A 13,551-nucleotide genomic window follows, 5' to 3' on the forward strand; every position below is an offset into this window, starting at 1 on the left:
CATGGCTTAGAAATTGGGCGGTGTGGTTACCATAGGGGCTCCGTGAAAAACTGCAACGACGGGTACTGGTGCAAAGTTGCCATGAATATCGCCACCTTGCGGCGGCATCTGCTAGCGTTTCCGCACCTTTTCTTGGGATTGTTCTAATTCACCAGATGCCGGATCGTCGCCGCCGATGAAGCCGCCGGATTGGCGTGCCCATAAAGCGGCATAGATGCCGTTTTGCGCAAGCAACTCGACGTGCGTGCCGTCCTCGACGATCCGTCCTTCGTCAAGAACGACGATGCGATCCATGTGTGCGATGGTCGACAGGCGATGGGCGATCGCGATGACCGTTTTGCCCTCCATGACACCATAGAGCGTATCCTGGATAGCGGCCTCGACCTCCGAGTCGAGCGCCGACGTAGCCTCGTCAAGCACGAGGATCGGTGCATCCTTCAGGATAGCGCGGGCAAGCGCGATGCGTTGCCTTTGTCCGCCTGATAGCTGGACCCCACGTTCGCCGACATGGGCGTCGTAGCCGATGCGACCTTCGTGATCCCGGAGAGTGGCGATAAATCCGCTTGCGGCCGCCTTGTCCGCCGCCGCCGCGATCGCGCCTTCGGAAAGGCGTGAGTTGCCATGGGAGATGTTGTCGCGAACCGAGCGATGGAGCAGGGCGGCATCCTGGGTTACCATGCCGATCTGCCGTCGCAGGCTCTCCTGGGCGATCCTGCGGATATCCTGTCCGTCGATTTCGATGGAGCCCGCTTCCGGATCGAAGAATCGCAGCAGCAGATTGACAAGCGTCGACTTGCCGGTGCCGGAACGGCCGACAAGGCCAACTTTTTCGCCCGCTGCAATCTGCAGCGAAACGCCGCCCAAACCGCCGTTACCCTTGCCGTAATGATGCACCACGGACTTGAAGGTGATGGCGCCGCTACTGACGACGAGCTGGCGGGCGTCAGGTTCGTCCGTAAGGGCGAGTGACTGTGCCACGGTCAGCAGCGATTGCCGCAGCGCACCGAGATGGCCGAACAGCGACGATACGGCGTCGAGCATCCATTCGGCCATGCCGGTGATGCGGAAGCTCAGGGCGAGCGAGGCGGCGATCAGACCGAGCGGCGCGCCGCCGGCTTGCCAGAGTATCACGGCATAGCCGACCAGGCCTACGATCAGAAAACTGCCCAGGAACAGCATGCTGGAATTGACCATGACTTCGAGCTTCTGCACGCGTACGAATGTCCTGCGGGCAGCCGCGAAGCGCTCCCGCCCTTCGCGGTCTTCTTCTGCCGCATTGGCAAAGAGCTTGATGATGTCGATATTGGCATAGGTGTCGACCAGCATGCCCGTCAGCGAGGCATAGGCGCCCTGAAATTCTTCGGATGCCCGGCGAAGCCGAGGGATGACAAACGCCATCAGACCCAGATAGCAGCAGACCCAGACGAGCAGCGGCCAGATGAGACGCAGATCAATCGATGCCATGAGCCAGAGTGAACCGGCGACATAGATGGTGACGAAGGATAGAGTGTGCAGCACTGCATAGGCCGCCCCGGTCGCGGAATTGCCGATGTCGCGCACCTGGCTGGCGATACGCCCGGAGAAGTCCTGGCGGAACCAGCCCACGGATTGCCGCAGGACATGGCGATGGGCCCGCCAGCGGAACAGTGTCTCGGCGTTCGGTCGAAACGCGATGTCGTCGAGGCTTTCCCTGAGATAGCCGGCAAGCGGCCGCCCTATCAGCACAAGGGCTGCTGCGGCCAGCAATTCGGCGCCGTGAGATGCCCAAAGTTGGTCTGGCCGCGTGGCTGCTAGAATGTCGACGAGCTGGCTCGTGTAGCCGATGAGCCAGATTTCGATAGCAGCGCCGACGACGGTCAGTGCAAGGCTCATTGCCATGACGAAGCGGAACGGATGCAGGTTGCTTTTGAGATACCGCCAAGTATCCGGCGGCGGGCTCAGATCGTCATAATGTTGGAATGGATCGACGAGCTTTTCAAAGCGACGAAACATGAGTGCCCTCCAGGGGCGAGAGATATCAATTTGATGGATGGGCCGATAAAGCAGCCCGTCACGGCACTGCTTTTCAGCGGTGGTTTCCTGTGCCGTGAGCTCTCATCAAACGCTCTCCTCTAAAGTCGCTTGGCCGGTTCTATAGCGTATGATGGCACTAATGTCATCAGAAATGGCCGACAATCTTTAAAGACGAAGGCGGTGTGCGTGATGGTCAGCCTCGGTCATGCGATCTGTTTTGGGGCAGGGGCAAAAGTTGGGAAGCCAATCCCTCAGTACTGACCATTAAGCTGAATTCCAAAGTGGCTGATCGGCATGATATTCTGAAAAATCATCGCCAAAAATATGGGGGGAATCATGCCACGCCTTGCCAATCTGTATTTCAAGACAGCAATCATCTTTCTGATCATCGGAATTGGAATAGGCCTGAAAATGGCAATCACCGAGGATCACAGTGTCATCGGCGCCCATGCGCATGCCAATCTTCTCGGCTGGGTAACTATGGCGCTCTTTGGCGGTTACCATGCGCTGAACCCGCAAAAGGCGCAAAGGCGGCTGGCGATGATTCAATATTACATCTACACGGCCGGCGTCGCAGTTTTGGTGCCGGCATTATATCTCATGCTTCTCGGCAATATGGCAATGGAGCCGATCGTTGCAGCAGCGTCGATCGTGATCTTCATCGGCGTTCTGTTGTTTGCCTTTATCATCTTTTCAAGTGAGCAAGCCGCGACGACGGTTTCGCCGGCGCCCTCTCGCTGATCCAGCGACAAGGGACGACGGGGCATCAGCAACCGCCGTCCTTGTGGTCACGATTTCTGCTGGGAAAGCTCCTCGCGCCGCTTCAACAGACGTTCGAGTTCCTCTTCCTGTTCGGCGATGCGCTCAGACGCCAGCTCCTCGTCCGCCGCGCCCGAATAAGCGGCGGCTTGCTCGATCAACTCGCGAAGATTTTCTCTTATTGCCGCGATGCGCTGGTCAATCTCCGGGATGGTCAGCAGAATGTCGGACATGGTCGATCTCCAGGGAATGCGTCCCGTCGGAAGATGCCTCAGGGTACGATTTGGAGATAATAGTATCCCCGGCTCAACGGAAGTCGCAAGCAGGGACTTTGACCAGATCCGGCTTTCAGGTGGAATCACCTGAAACGGGACAAGATGCTCTGGATTCAAAAGGCTAGAGCGACCTTTGCATGTTCAAATGAACGAACGGCCAAACTCAAATTTCTGTCGATACCCGATTGGCGATCTCATCCAGCATCGCATCGGAAGAAGGGCCGACGACGGCATAGGCGGTGCCGTTGCGGTGCCAGGATACGACGCTGACGTCGTCCTTGATGGTCTCGTCAAAATTGCCGTCGGCGGCGACGCTTTCATCCTTCATGAAGCAGATGGCGATGACATCGCCGTCGAGGTCCTTGTAGATCAACTGGCCGGTCGGCTTGCTGTCGGCGATGAACATGCGCGCGCCTTGGAAGACCAAACCGTCGGCGGCGAGATCCGGCAGATTGAATTTTACGCCGACAGTGCCTGTCAGCCATTTGTTGATTTCGTCAATCTCGGTCGCCTGCACTTCGACGATATGGTGCGGTTGATGCGAATAGATGCGGTGATAGGCGGCGATGTCGTCCAGCCATGTGCGGTTCGGCGCCGGCGCGACAGTCGGTGAGGCGGGGGCGGCAACCGGTGTGCTTGATGGCTGGATGCCGAAGAGATAGCCTATGCCACCGCCGACAACGAACAGGATAAGAGCGGCGGCAAGTGCCTGGCGGCCGGTCGGGGCAAGCTTAAGGGATGGCGGTGAAAGGCGCGGGGCAGGTTCGCGCGCCTTGGGCGCCTGCGCGCTTTTGATGGAGCGCACCAGCGCCAGTGGCACCGGCTCCTTCAGCACCTCGTCGAAAGCCTTGCGGCCAACATCGGAGCCGTGCTTCAGCTCATTGAAAATCCGGCGGGCTTCCGGATCGGAGGCGATAAGCCGCTCCAGCTCCTCTTTCTCCTCGCGACTTGTCTCGCCGTCCATAAAGGCGGACAAACGAGCTTCAAGCGGCATTTTCTTCATATCCTGCAATGCTTAAAACCTTCGCGGCGAGCGGCTGTGACCTTGAGTGGCAAGGCGAAGGCGAGCGCTGGAAAGCCGCGACGTCACCGTCGACAAGGGGATGCCAAGAATATCGGCCGTCTGCTTGTAACTGTGCCCTTCGACATCGACGAGCAGGAAGACACTGGCAAGTCCTTCGGGCAAAGATGTGACCATTTGGTGCGCTTCGTTTGCTTCGACCGGATTCGTATGCGCGCCCGGTGTTGCCGGTTCGCCTTGTTCGAGCGCGCTGCCCTTGGTGACGGGCCGCAGCCGGTGGCGCCGGGCCTCATCGATCCATTGATGGCGGGCCATAGTGTAGAGCCAGCTTTCCAGCCGGCCGTCATTGTTCCAGAGGTGAAATTTCGCAATGCCGCGCTGGCAGACGCTCTGCACGAGCTCGTCCGCCTCAGCCAGATCGCCGGTCAGCGTTACAGCGAAACGCCGGAGCTTCGGAAGAAGGCCGACCAGATCGCGTCTGATGTCGATGGCTGCTACCGGCGTGGGCATTGTCTTTCCAAGGAGACGTTGGGGGTTGTCGATCTGCAGGCATCTTCCGGCAAAAGATGGCTTTTTTCTCGCAAAAAGCTAACTGCGCCGAAGGATTGTCCTGTGTTGGTATGAACCATTTTGGTGTCGTTTCGCAAGCCTTCAAAAATCGGTGGTGCGCATCGTCTCCACTTCTCACACGATCTTGAGGAATGGGGTGTCGGCGCCTCCTTCAATACCTGATTTGACCATTCAGCGATTGCAGCAGCGAGCGATAGGCCCAGGTGTTTTCGCCGCCGCGGTCGCGGATTTCGACAAGCTGCACGCGCGCCGCCTGGATATCGCCCTGTTCAAGCAGCGCTTGGCCCATATAGGAGCGTGCGAGGATGTAGTTCTCGTCGCGCTGCAGGGCCTCGCGATAATAGGTCATGCCGAGCCGCATGCGTCCGGCCTTGCGGTTGGAATAACCGAGATAGTTGAGAATGCGGGGATCATCCTGGTTCTTGGCGAGCTTCAGGACGGTGATGGCGTTGTCATATTGGCCGGCATAGGCGAACTCGCGCGCCGCCTGGAAAAGCTGATCGTCGTTGAAACCACTTTTCTGCGGTTTCACGCATTCTTTCTTGTCCTTGTCCCAGACCTTGCCGTCCGTGCATTTGGTTGTGGTTTTGGTCTTCGGCGGCGGGGCTGTCTCGTCGCTCTCGGAGCCGGCGGCGAAGGCCGGCAGGCTGGCGCCAAACAGAAATCCGACGGCAAGCGCCGTCACGGCAGAACGCTTCATCGCTGCGTCAAAACCCATGATGTCCTCCAGAAATCACGTGGAGGAATTGTAGCTCCGGATATTCGAAAACGCTACCGAAACGACGGGAAGGCATTCACAAAATGCCACAGATTATAACGCCAGGATATCGACGCTTTGATCCTGTATGTCGTCGCCCCGTGCATTGAGGCTGAAGCGCTCGGCGTTGAGTTCCCAAGCGCCGGGACGCCCCGCGATGGTAAAGAGATTGTAGGCGGCAGGCGGTTTCAGCCCGCCAGGACCCTGCGAGGCCGACGCAATGCCCACGACCGGCACCGGACCGGTCTGCCCCCGCAGCCAATGCAGTGTATTGAGATGAGTATGGCCGTGCAGGACCAGTTCGGCACCGCCAGTCGAGATGACGGCAGCGAAGCGGCGGATACCGATCATGCGCTTATAGAAGCTGGTGGCGCCCCGGATTGGCGGGTGGTGGATCATGACCACGCGGAAGAGGCCGGCCTCGCCAGCGGCACGCAACATATTCACGGTCTCGCGCGCCTGCCTTGCCGAGTAGAAGCCGCTGGCCGCGAAGGGCGGCGTCGCCACCGCCGTGGAGCAGCCGATCAGCGCGACTTTGTCGCGAATGCGCAAATAGGGGAAAATGCGCCGGTCCTCCTCCCACTCCGCCGGCGCATGGTCGCCCTGGACATAGGGATACCAGGCGCGCATGGCCTTTTCGTAGGAGCCGGGCACATAAGCGTCGTGATTGCCGGGTACGACGGAGGTGAAGGCAGGATCGCCGAGCGTCCTCAGCCATTCTGCGGCGGTGCGGATCTCGATGCCGCTGGCGAGATTGACGAGGTCGCCGGTCACGGCAAGATGGTCGGCCTGTTTTGATTTGATATCTTCGAGCAGAAGGTCGAGCGTGCCGCCAAAAAGATGCTTGCGCCGGTTCCGGTGCCAGTTCACAAATCCGGTAATGCGTTTGGAGGCCAATTCTCTGATCGAAAGCCGTGGCAGGGGGCCCAGGTGAACGTCGGAAATATGCGCGAGCTTGAACATGAGATGAGACATAGCTCAAACTATTGTCAAAACAAATACATCGGTTTTTCGATGGCTGATCGCAACGGCGGAGCCGCGGCATGAACGACAGCACTGCTTCCGACGAAAGCCGCGGTTGGCGGGCCAAACTGTTTGGCCGAATGCTACACAGCTATTTTGTGCTCACCCGCAGCATGACCATGGGTGTGCGCGCGGCCTGTTTCGACAGTCAGGGGCGGATTTTCCTGGTGCGGCATTCCTATATCGCCGGCTGGCATATGCCGGGTGGCGGCGTCGAGCGCCATGAGACGGTGGAGCAGGCACTTACGAAGGAATTGCGGGAGGAGGGCAATCTGGTGATATCGGGCCGGCCGCAGCTCTTCCATGTTTATTTCAACAATCGGATCAGCAAGCGCGATCACGTCGTCTTCTACCGTGTTGCGGTCGAGCAGACTGCACCGCGCCGACCAGATATCGAGATCGTCGAAAGTGGTTTCTTTCCGACCGATGCCTTGCCGCCCGGAACGACCCACGCGACCTATCGGCGGCTGAAGGAGTTGGAGGGCGACGCGCCGCCCTCGAATTACTGGTAGAGCTTGTCGCCTCAAGCTGCCTTTGCCAGTCGCTGCCGCGCATGCGGTCGATCGAAATCGAGGTCGGGACCGACGGGGACGATGCCGGTGGGGTTGATCGTCTTATGGCTGCGATAATAGTGGGCCTTGACATGCGTGAGGTTGGTCGTCTCGGCGATGCCCGAGACTTGATAAAGATCCCGCAGATATCCGGCTAGGTTGCGATAATCCTCGATGCGACGGATGTTGCATTTGAAATGGCCGACATAGACCGCGTCGAAGCGGACGAGGGTAGTGAATAGCCGCCAGTCAGCCTCGGTCAGCCGGTCGCCAAAGAGGTAGCGGCTTCTTTCCAGGCGACTGTCGAGTGTGTCGAGGGTTTCGAACACGCGGCGGACATTTTGCTCGTAGGCTTCCTGCGTGGTGGCGAAGCCGGATTTGTAGACGCCGTTGTTGACCGTATCGTAGACGACCTCGTTCAGAGTATCGATTTCGCCACGCAAGTCCATGGGATAAAAATCGCACTTCGAGCCCGTGAGGCCATCAAAGGCGCTGTTGAACATGCGGATGATTTCGGCGGATTCGTTGTTGACGACAGTGCCGGTCTGCTTATCCCAAAGGACAGGAACGGTGACGCGGCCGGAATAATGCGGATCTGCCTTGACGTAGACTTCCCACAGCGCCTTTGCGCCGAAGAGATGGTCGACGGTGCCCCTATCCTTGCCTTTGAACTCCCAGCCATTTTCCAGCATCAGCGGATCGACGATGGAAACGGAGATCAGGTTCTCAAGCTTCTTCAGCTTGCGGAAGATCAAGGTGCGGTGCGCCCAGGGGCAAGCCAGCGAGACATAAAGATGATAACGGTCTGCCTCGGCCTTGAAACCGCCCGTACCGCTCGGGCCGGGAGCGCCGTCCGCGGTGATCCAGTTGCGAAACTGCGAAGCCGCGCGCTTGAAATGGCCCTTGGTTTCCTTGGTGTCATACCAAATGTCATGCCAGACGCCGTCAACCAACATACCCATTGCCTATCCTTTCGGAAATCCCATCGATAAACTTTGACTTGAAAATACGATATGTCTGTCGAATTTCGATACGTCAAACGATGGACAGTGTGTCCCAGATCCTTGAACCGAATGACCGCCTGGCGAAAAGCGCGAAGCGGTTTTCGGATGAGATCATGGTTGGGCAAACGACATCATCCCGACATGATCATGCGTCAACAAAGCGCCGCTCGCATTTTACATTGGACGGGCGGAATATTTCCTGCTATCGGGCTTGTCACACTTTGAGGACCACTTGTCATGAAAGCAACCAGAAGCCTGCGACGACGCCGATGATCCCGAACGCTCGACAAGCGTTTTCGAGAACCATCCCGTCTGTCTATCTGGTTTCCTTGGTCTAATGTACAAGCACGATCTGGTCTACCTCACTGAGGACGCGTCGCATGATGCTGTCATCGAACTCATCAACGAAGAAGCATTTGGTCCCGGCCGGTTTACCCGTGCCGCAGCGCGGATTCGCGAGCAAGGGCCGCATGACCGCTCGCTCTCCTTCATCTGCACCGACAATGGCGAGACGATCGCCTCCGTCCGCATGACGCCGGTGCTGGCCGGTTCGGTCAAAGGGCATCTGCTGGGACCGCTCGCCGTTCGGCCGTCGCACAAGAACCAGGGAATCGGCCGCCAGCTTGTGCGGATTGCAGTCGAGGCCGCCAGGCGCAAGGGGTCGGAGGCCGTGATTCTGGTGGGCGATCCGCCGTATTACGGCCCGCTCGGCTTCGAGAAGGTCGCTTACAATGCGCTGACGTTTCCGGGGCCGGTCGATCCTAACAGGGTTCTCGTCGTGCCGATCGCCGCCGATACCCATGCACGGCTGAAGGGTACGATCGCTTGGCGTGATGCGGCTACCCTTGTTGTCTTCGACGCGGAGGATGACGATGAGGATATGCCGCTGACGGCAATCGCGGTCTAGCCACGGCGATTTCCACAAGTGCGGGTAGCTTACTGCCGGCGCGCTATCAGCGCGGGCATTTTTCATGTGTCTGTCATACGGCCAACCTAGAGTTTCCTCGGTCCTAATTTAGGACTCTTGCTAAACTTGGGGGTAATGCAATGACCGGACATCTCACACAGAAAGACATATTCCCGACCAGCCAGCTGGAAGAGGCCGACGGCGAAGGCCACAATCGCACTGACAATCCGACGATGGGGGAAATCATCGGACGTCGCTTTTCGCGCCGCGGATTCCTGCAGGGATCGCTCGCCGTTTCCGCAATCGCCGCGACGGTGGGGCCGCTCGCTTTGGTGAGCGCGGAAAAGGCTCGTGCGGCCGGCGGCTCCGCTTTCGCATTCAAGGAGGTTGAAGCCGGCGTCGATGCCGATCATCACGTGGCCGAAGGCTATGACGCCAGCGTGCTGCTGCGCTGGGGCGACGGCATCTTTACGGATTCGCCTGCCTTCGATCCCAAGAACCAGACGGCCGAGGCACAGCGCCGCCAGTTCGGCTACAACAACGACTATGTCGGTTACATCCCGCTGAACGGCTCCTCCGAGCATGGGCTGCTGGTGGTCAATCACGAATATACCAATCCGCATCTCATGTTTCCGGGCCTCGTGACGATTGCCGACGGTAAGATCAAGCAAGCGCGGCTGAGCCAGGCGCAGGTCGACATCGAAATGGCGGCGCACGGCGGCACCATCGTCGAGATCCGCAAGGTTGACGGCAAATGGCAGATCGTGCCGGACGGCCAATATAACCGGCGCATCACCGCGATCACCGAGATGGAACTAACCGGGCCGGCCGCCGGCGACGACCGGCTGAAGACATCTGCGGATGCGACCGGCACCAAGGTCATCGGCACGCTGAACAATTGCGCCGGCGGGGTCACGCCTTGGGGCACCTACATCATGGCCGAGGAAAACTTTCACGGCTATTTCTCCGGCAAGCTGCCGGAAGGTCATAAGGAAACCGCCAACTACAAGCGTTACGGCGTACCGGAAGGCGGCTACGAGTGGGCGAGCTACTATGATCGTTTCGATCTGTCCAAGGAACCGAATGAGCCGAACCGCTATGGCTGGATCGTTGAAGTCGACGCCTTCGACCCGCAGTCGGTCCCGAAGAAGCGCACGGCCCTCGGTCGCGTCAAGCACGAGGGTGCGGCCAACATCGTCTCCAAGGATGGCCGCGTGGTCCTCTATCTCGGCGACGACGAACGCTTCGACTACGTCTACAAGTTCGTGACCGCCGGCAAGTATAACGCTGCCGACCGCGCCGCCAATCTCGACCTGCTCGACAATGGCACGCTATATGTGGCGAAGTTCTCCGAGGACGGCACGCTGCAGTGGCTGCCGCTGACCTTCGGCCAAGGCCCCCTAACTGCGGAAAACGGCTTCGCCAGCCAGGCCGACGTGCTGATCGAAACGCGTCGTGCCGCCGACCTGCTCGGCGCGACCAAGATGGACCGACCGGAAGACATCGAGCCCAATGCCGTCAACGGCAAGGTCTATGTCATGCTGACCAACAACACGAAGCGCAAGCCGGAACAGCTCGATGCCGCCAATCCGCGCGCCGACAATGCTTTCGGTCATATCATCGAGATCAGCGAGGATGACGGAGCGTTTTCCGCGACCTCGGGCAAGTGGGAAGTGCTGCTGAAATGCGGCGATCCTTCCGTTGCCGACGTCGGCGCCTCCTTCTCGACCGACACGACGAAGAACGGCTGGTTCGGCATGCCGGACAACTGTTCGGTCGATGCCGCCGGCCGCCTTTGGGTGGCGACTGACGGCAACAACAACAAGGCGACCGGGCGCACCGATGGCCTCTGGGCTGTCGATACGGAAGGCGATGCGCGGACGACGTCGAAACTGTTCTATCGCGTGCCCGTCGGCGCCGAGCTTTGCGGCCCGCTATTCCTTCCCGATGATCAGACGGCCTTCGTCGCCGTCCAGCACCCTGGCGATGGCGGCGACGATTGGGCCGGTCATGGTCGTACGTCCTATTATGAGGACCTGTCCACGCGTTGGCCGGACTTCAAGCCGGACATGCCTGTCCGCCCGGCGGTGGTGGTTATCACCAGAATCGGCGGCGGCAAGATTGCTGTCTAAAGCTTTGTAATCAGCAGGCTATCGCCCTGTTTGCTTCAACGGGACGATAGTTTTTTCTGCAGAAAAAAGCGGCTGCGGCCGATCGGAAATTCCGGTAGCTCGCCGAAGATGGCGTAGCCTTGCCGTTGATAGGCGCGCAGCGCCTGCGGATTGAAAGTGTCGATCCAGGCGCCGTGGCAGCCGCGGGCGATGGCTTCCGTCTCGGCTGCTTCCAGAAGCTTGCCTGCCGTGCCCTGGCCGCGCAGCGTCTCAGGCACGAACAGCCATTGGGTAAACAGCCAGCCCCAGCCGGTGTAGCCGGAGATGCCGCCGATCGCCTTGCCGCTTTCGTCGCGAATCAGCACAGCGAGCGGGCGGCGCCCGGAGGGGCCGATATCGGCGGCGTTGAAAGCGGTGAGGCCTTCGCCGATCGCAGCAAGGTCACCTTCGGAGGGAGCGTCCGTCACATCAAACAGGGGCATGAAATCACCGGCCTTCGCGCCACCACATGGCGGAGAAGGCGAAGAGGAGGGCGGAAAGACCGGCGAAGCCCGCAAAGAGTGGCAGTGTGTTGATGCCCTTCAAGACGGTTTCGTCGGTCATGCGGATGGTAAGACGCTGATCGTCGGCAATGCGCACGGCGCCCCGCACAGGGAGAATCGGCGGGACCGTGACGCCGCCGGCGGTACCGGCGACGCGGGTGACAAGCCCCTTGGTCTTTTCCGCCAGGGGATTCAGCGTGTCGGTGGTCGAGATCATCGCCTTGAATTCCGGCGCGTCGATGGCGCCGACATGCACCAGCGTCGAGAGATTGCCGTTGGTAATCTGGTAGAGACCGATCTCGTCCATATGCTTCTCAGCCTGATAGAGACCCGGTTGCGTCTGTTTCAACTGCAGAGTCTGTGTCTTGCCGGAAGGCGCTTTGATGGTGGCGGGGCCGGGATCGTCGCCGATCGTCTGGCGAGTGACTTCCAGCGCACGACCGGAGGCGCGCGCCGTCAGTGCCTCTTCCTCCAGAGCCGGCTCCTTCAGCAGCCAATGGGCAATGCGGCGATAGAGCGAGACATGCGGCCCGCCGCCTTCAAAACCGCGCGCCCAGAGCCAGCCTTCGTCGGAGAGCAGCATGGCGACGCGGCCCTGGCCGACGCGATTGAGCACCAGCAGCGGATGATTGTCGGCGCCGACCATCACGGTCTGGCCTTGCGGCTTCTCGACATCGACGCTGCGGAACCAGCGGCCCCAATGCGGCGGCTCGGAGTCCGATCCGTCAAGACCGCGCGTGACGGGATGCTTGCGGCCCTGTTCCGACAGGCGCGGATAGAAGGGCTTCTCGATCATCTGGCCGGTCGGCTCGGCCGGCAGCACCGAGGAAAGCGGCGTCAGCGCGATCGAGTTGCCGCCCGCATGCTCGGGACCTGCAGCCACCAGCAATGCGCCACCGTTTTCGACATATTGGGCCATGTAATCATAATAGATCGCCGGCAGAACGTTGGGACGGTCCTGATAACGGTCGAAGATGATCAGGTCGAAAGAATTGATCTTGTCGACAAAGAGTTCGCGTGTCGGGAAAGCAATCAGCGACAACTCGTTGATCGGCGTACCATCCTGCTTATCCGGCGGACGCAGAATGGTGAAATGGACGAGGTCGACGGAAGGGTCGGATTTGAGGAGATTGCGCCAGGCGCGCTCGCCAGCATGCGGTTCGCCGGAAACCAGCAGCACGCGCATGTTTTGACGAATGCCCTCGATCAGTTGAACAGTGCGATTATTGACGGGAGTCACTTCGCCCGGCACTTCGGCGACGGCGAACTCGAGGACGTTGTTGCCGGCGCGTGGCACCTTGAAGCTGAAGGGCGTATCCTGGCCGGGTGTCGCCTGCAGCGTGGCGATTTCATCGCCGTTCATCCGCACGGTCACTGCTGCGGTGCCGCCGGGGCTTTTGCCGTCGTCGACCACGCGCAGCACGAGCTGTTGTTCGTCGTTCACGATGCCGAAACGAGGCGCCCGCACCACCTCGATGCGCCGATCGAACTCGTCCGGCTTGCCTGTGATCAGACCATGGATCGGCGCGTCGAAGCCGAGTGCCTGATTGACGCCGGGAATATCGTGGATCTGGCCGTCTGTCAGGAAGATCGCGCCGCCGACGCGGCCGGACGGCACATCGGCGATCGCCGAGGAGAGCGCGGTGAAGAGCCTTGTCGAGGGAGACTCGGATTCGGCGGGTTCGCGCACTTCGACGATGCGAGGCTCGATGCGCGGGAATTGCGCCAGCCGGTCCTTCAGCGCTGTCAGCGCATCGTCGGTCATCTTGGCACGCTCCGCTGTCTCTTGGCTCGGACTACGGTCGACGATGACGGGGACGATGGTGGAAAGCTGGTCGCGATCCTCCTGCATCAGCACGGGGTTGGCAAGCGCAGCCAGCAGGGCGAATGCCGCCAGCGCGCGGATCCAACTGCCGCGCATGCGCCGGTAGATCGCGAGCGCGGCGATGCCGAGCGCCAGCACCGCAAGGGCGGCGAGAACTGGCCAGGGCAGGAAGGGGGCGAAACCAATATTCATC

The 13,551-nt window shown here is 60.0% G+C and carries 13 protein-coding genes; 4 read left to right on the plus strand and 9 right to left on the minus strand.

All coding sequences use genetic code 11. From position 1 onward, the window contains the following. Window positions 1-111 precede the first annotated feature (111 nt). Entirely contained in the window at window positions 112-1,992 is a 1,881-nt protein-coding gene (locus tag PY649_RS00235; RefSeq protein ID WP_285866069.1) for an ABC transporter ATP-binding protein, read from the minus strand. 357 nt (window positions 1,993-2,349) lie between these two features. Between PY649_RS00235 and PY649_RS00240 the strand changes: the two genes are divergently transcribed. Further along, complete coding sequence (locus PY649_RS00240; protein WP_285866070.1) at window positions 2,350-2,754, plus strand: hypothetical protein; 405 nt, start codon at window positions 2,350-2,352, stop codon at window positions 2,752-2,754. A gap of 47 nt (window positions 2,755-2,801) precedes the next feature. Here PY649_RS00240 and PY649_RS00245 read toward each other — a convergent pair whose 3' ends face one another. From PY649_RS00245 to PY649_RS00265, 5 genes are all read right to left on the minus strand, one after another. Then, window positions 2,802-3,005 carry a hypothetical protein gene (locus tag PY649_RS00245; protein ID WP_285866071.1) on the minus strand — a complete coding sequence of 68 codons (204 nt, stop codon included), beginning with the start codon at window positions 3,003-3,005 and terminating at the stop codon, window positions 2,802-2,804. Window positions 3,006-3,210: 205 nt separating this feature from the next. After that, complete coding sequence (locus tag PY649_RS00250; RefSeq protein WP_285866072.1) at window positions 3,211-4,041, minus strand: anti-sigma factor family protein; 831 nt, start codon at window positions 4,039-4,041, stop codon at window positions 3,211-3,213. A 21-nt stretch (window positions 4,042-4,062) separates the two neighbouring features. Next, window positions 4,063-4,578 (minus strand): RNA polymerase sigma factor, encoded by a 516-nt coding sequence (locus PY649_RS00255; protein WP_285866073.1) that lies wholly within the window; start codon window positions 4,576-4,578, stop codon window positions 4,063-4,065. A gap of 211 nt (window positions 4,579-4,789) precedes the next feature. Then, window positions 4,790-5,338 (minus strand): hypothetical protein, encoded by a 549-nt coding sequence (locus PY649_RS00260; RefSeq protein WP_432761313.1) that lies wholly within the window; start codon window positions 5,336-5,338, stop codon window positions 4,790-4,792. A gap of 111 nt (window positions 5,339-5,449) precedes the next feature. After that, window positions 5,450-6,358, minus strand: a complete 909-nt coding sequence (locus tag PY649_RS00265) for a metallophosphoesterase family protein (RefSeq protein ID WP_285866551.1) — start codon at window positions 6,356-6,358, stop codon at window positions 5,450-5,452. 80 nt (window positions 6,359-6,438) lie between these two features. On the opposite strand from PY649_RS00265, the gene PY649_RS00270 reads away from it, so the two are divergent. Next, on the plus strand, window positions 6,439-6,930 hold the full coding sequence (locus tag PY649_RS00270; RefSeq protein WP_285866075.1) for an NUDIX domain-containing protein: 492 nt from the start codon (window positions 6,439-6,441) through the stop codon (window positions 6,928-6,930). 11 nt (window positions 6,931-6,941) lie between these two features. On the opposite strand, the gene PY649_RS00275 is transcribed toward PY649_RS00270, so the two are convergent. Beyond that, window positions 6,942-7,931, minus strand: coding sequence for a glutathione S-transferase family protein (locus tag PY649_RS00275; RefSeq protein WP_285866076.1), 990 nt, complete (start codon window positions 7,929-7,931; stop codon window positions 6,942-6,944). A 379-nt stretch (window positions 7,932-8,310) separates the two neighbouring features. Here PY649_RS00275 and PY649_RS00280 point away from each other — a divergent pair, with 379 nt between their 5' ends. Together PY649_RS00280 and PY649_RS00285 are read left to right on the plus strand one after the other, a co-directional pair. Continuing rightward, complete coding sequence (locus tag PY649_RS00280) at window positions 8,311-8,880, plus strand: GNAT family N-acetyltransferase (RefSeq protein WP_285866077.1); 570 nt, start codon at window positions 8,311-8,313, stop codon at window positions 8,878-8,880. 140 nt (window positions 8,881-9,020) lie between these two features. Then, the gene (locus PY649_RS00285; RefSeq protein WP_285866078.1) at window positions 9,021-11,012 is read left to right on the plus strand and encodes a PhoX family protein; all 1,992 of its coding nucleotides are present in this window, start codon (window positions 9,021-9,023) and stop codon (window positions 11,010-11,012) included. A gap of 35 nt (window positions 11,013-11,047) precedes the next feature. Here the strand turns inward: PY649_RS00285 and PY649_RS00290 are convergent, their stop codons facing one another. Both PY649_RS00290 and PY649_RS00295 read right to left on the minus strand, forming a co-directional pair. Next, window positions 11,048-11,473, minus strand: a complete 426-nt coding sequence (locus PY649_RS00290; RefSeq protein WP_285866079.1) for a GNAT family N-acetyltransferase — start codon at window positions 11,471-11,473, stop codon at window positions 11,048-11,050. A gap of 4 nt (window positions 11,474-11,477) precedes the next feature. Further along, window positions 11,478-13,550 carry a hypothetical protein gene (locus tag PY649_RS00295; RefSeq protein WP_285866080.1) on the minus strand — a complete coding sequence of 691 codons (2,073 nt, stop codon included), beginning with the start codon at window positions 13,548-13,550 and terminating at the stop codon, window positions 11,478-11,480. Between the last annotated feature and the right edge of the window lies 1 nt (window position 13,551).

The organism is Rhizobium mayense, from assembly GCF_030272705.1.
In the GTDB taxonomy this organism is placed as follows: Bacteria; Pseudomonadota; Alphaproteobacteria; order Rhizobiales; family Rhizobiaceae; genus Rhizobium; species Rhizobium mayense.

What these genes read in the sequence shown, in the direction of transcription:
- PY649_RS00280 (WP_285866077.1), top strand. Translation starts at nt 8,311, where the DNA reads ATGTACAAGCACGATCTGGTCTACCTCACTGAGGACGCGTCGCATGAT.
- PY649_RS00250 (WP_285866072.1), bottom strand. Translation starts at nt 4,041, where the DNA reads ATGCCGCTTGAAGCTCGTTTGTCCGCCTTTATGGACGGCGAGACAAGT.
- PY649_RS00290 (WP_285866079.1), bottom strand. Translation starts at nt 11,473, where the DNA reads ATGCCCCTGTTTGATGTGACGGACGCTCCCTCCGAAGGTGACCTTGCT.
- PY649_RS00240 (WP_285866070.1), top strand. Translation starts at nt 2,350, where the DNA reads ATGCCACGCCTTGCCAATCTGTATTTCAAGACAGCAATCATCTTTCTG.
- PY649_RS00295 (WP_285866080.1), bottom strand. Translation starts at nt 13,550, where the DNA reads ATGAATATTGGTTTCGCCCCCTTCCTGCCCTGGCCAGTTCTCGCCGCC.
- PY649_RS00275 (WP_285866076.1), bottom strand. Translation starts at nt 7,931, where the DNA reads ATGGGTATGTTGGTTGACGGCGTCTGGCATGACATTTGGTATGACACC.
- PY649_RS00265 (WP_285866551.1), bottom strand. Translation starts at nt 6,358, where the DNA reads ATGTTCAAGCTCGCGCATATTTCCGACGTTCACCTGGGCCCCCTGCCA.
- PY649_RS00260 (WP_432761313.1), bottom strand. Translation starts at nt 5,338, where the DNA reads ATGAAGCGTTCTGCCGTGACGGCGCTTGCCGTCGGATTTCTGTTTGGC.
- PY649_RS00255 (WP_285866073.1), bottom strand. Translation starts at nt 4,578, where the DNA reads ATGCCCACGCCGGTAGCAGCCATCGACATCAGACGCGATCTGGTCGGC.
- PY649_RS00285 (WP_285866078.1), top strand. Translation starts at nt 9,021, where the DNA reads ATGACCGGACATCTCACACAGAAAGACATATTCCCGACCAGCCAGCTG.
- PY649_RS00270 (WP_285866075.1), top strand. Translation starts at nt 6,439, where the DNA reads ATGAACGACAGCACTGCTTCCGACGAAAGCCGCGGTTGGCGGGCCAAA.
- PY649_RS00245 (WP_285866071.1), bottom strand. Translation starts at nt 3,005, where the DNA reads ATGTCCGACATTCTGCTGACCATCCCGGAGATTGACCAGCGCATCGCG.
- PY649_RS00235 (WP_285866069.1), bottom strand. Translation starts at nt 1,992, where the DNA reads ATGTTTCGTCGCTTTGAAAAGCTCGTCGATCCATTCCAACATTATGAC.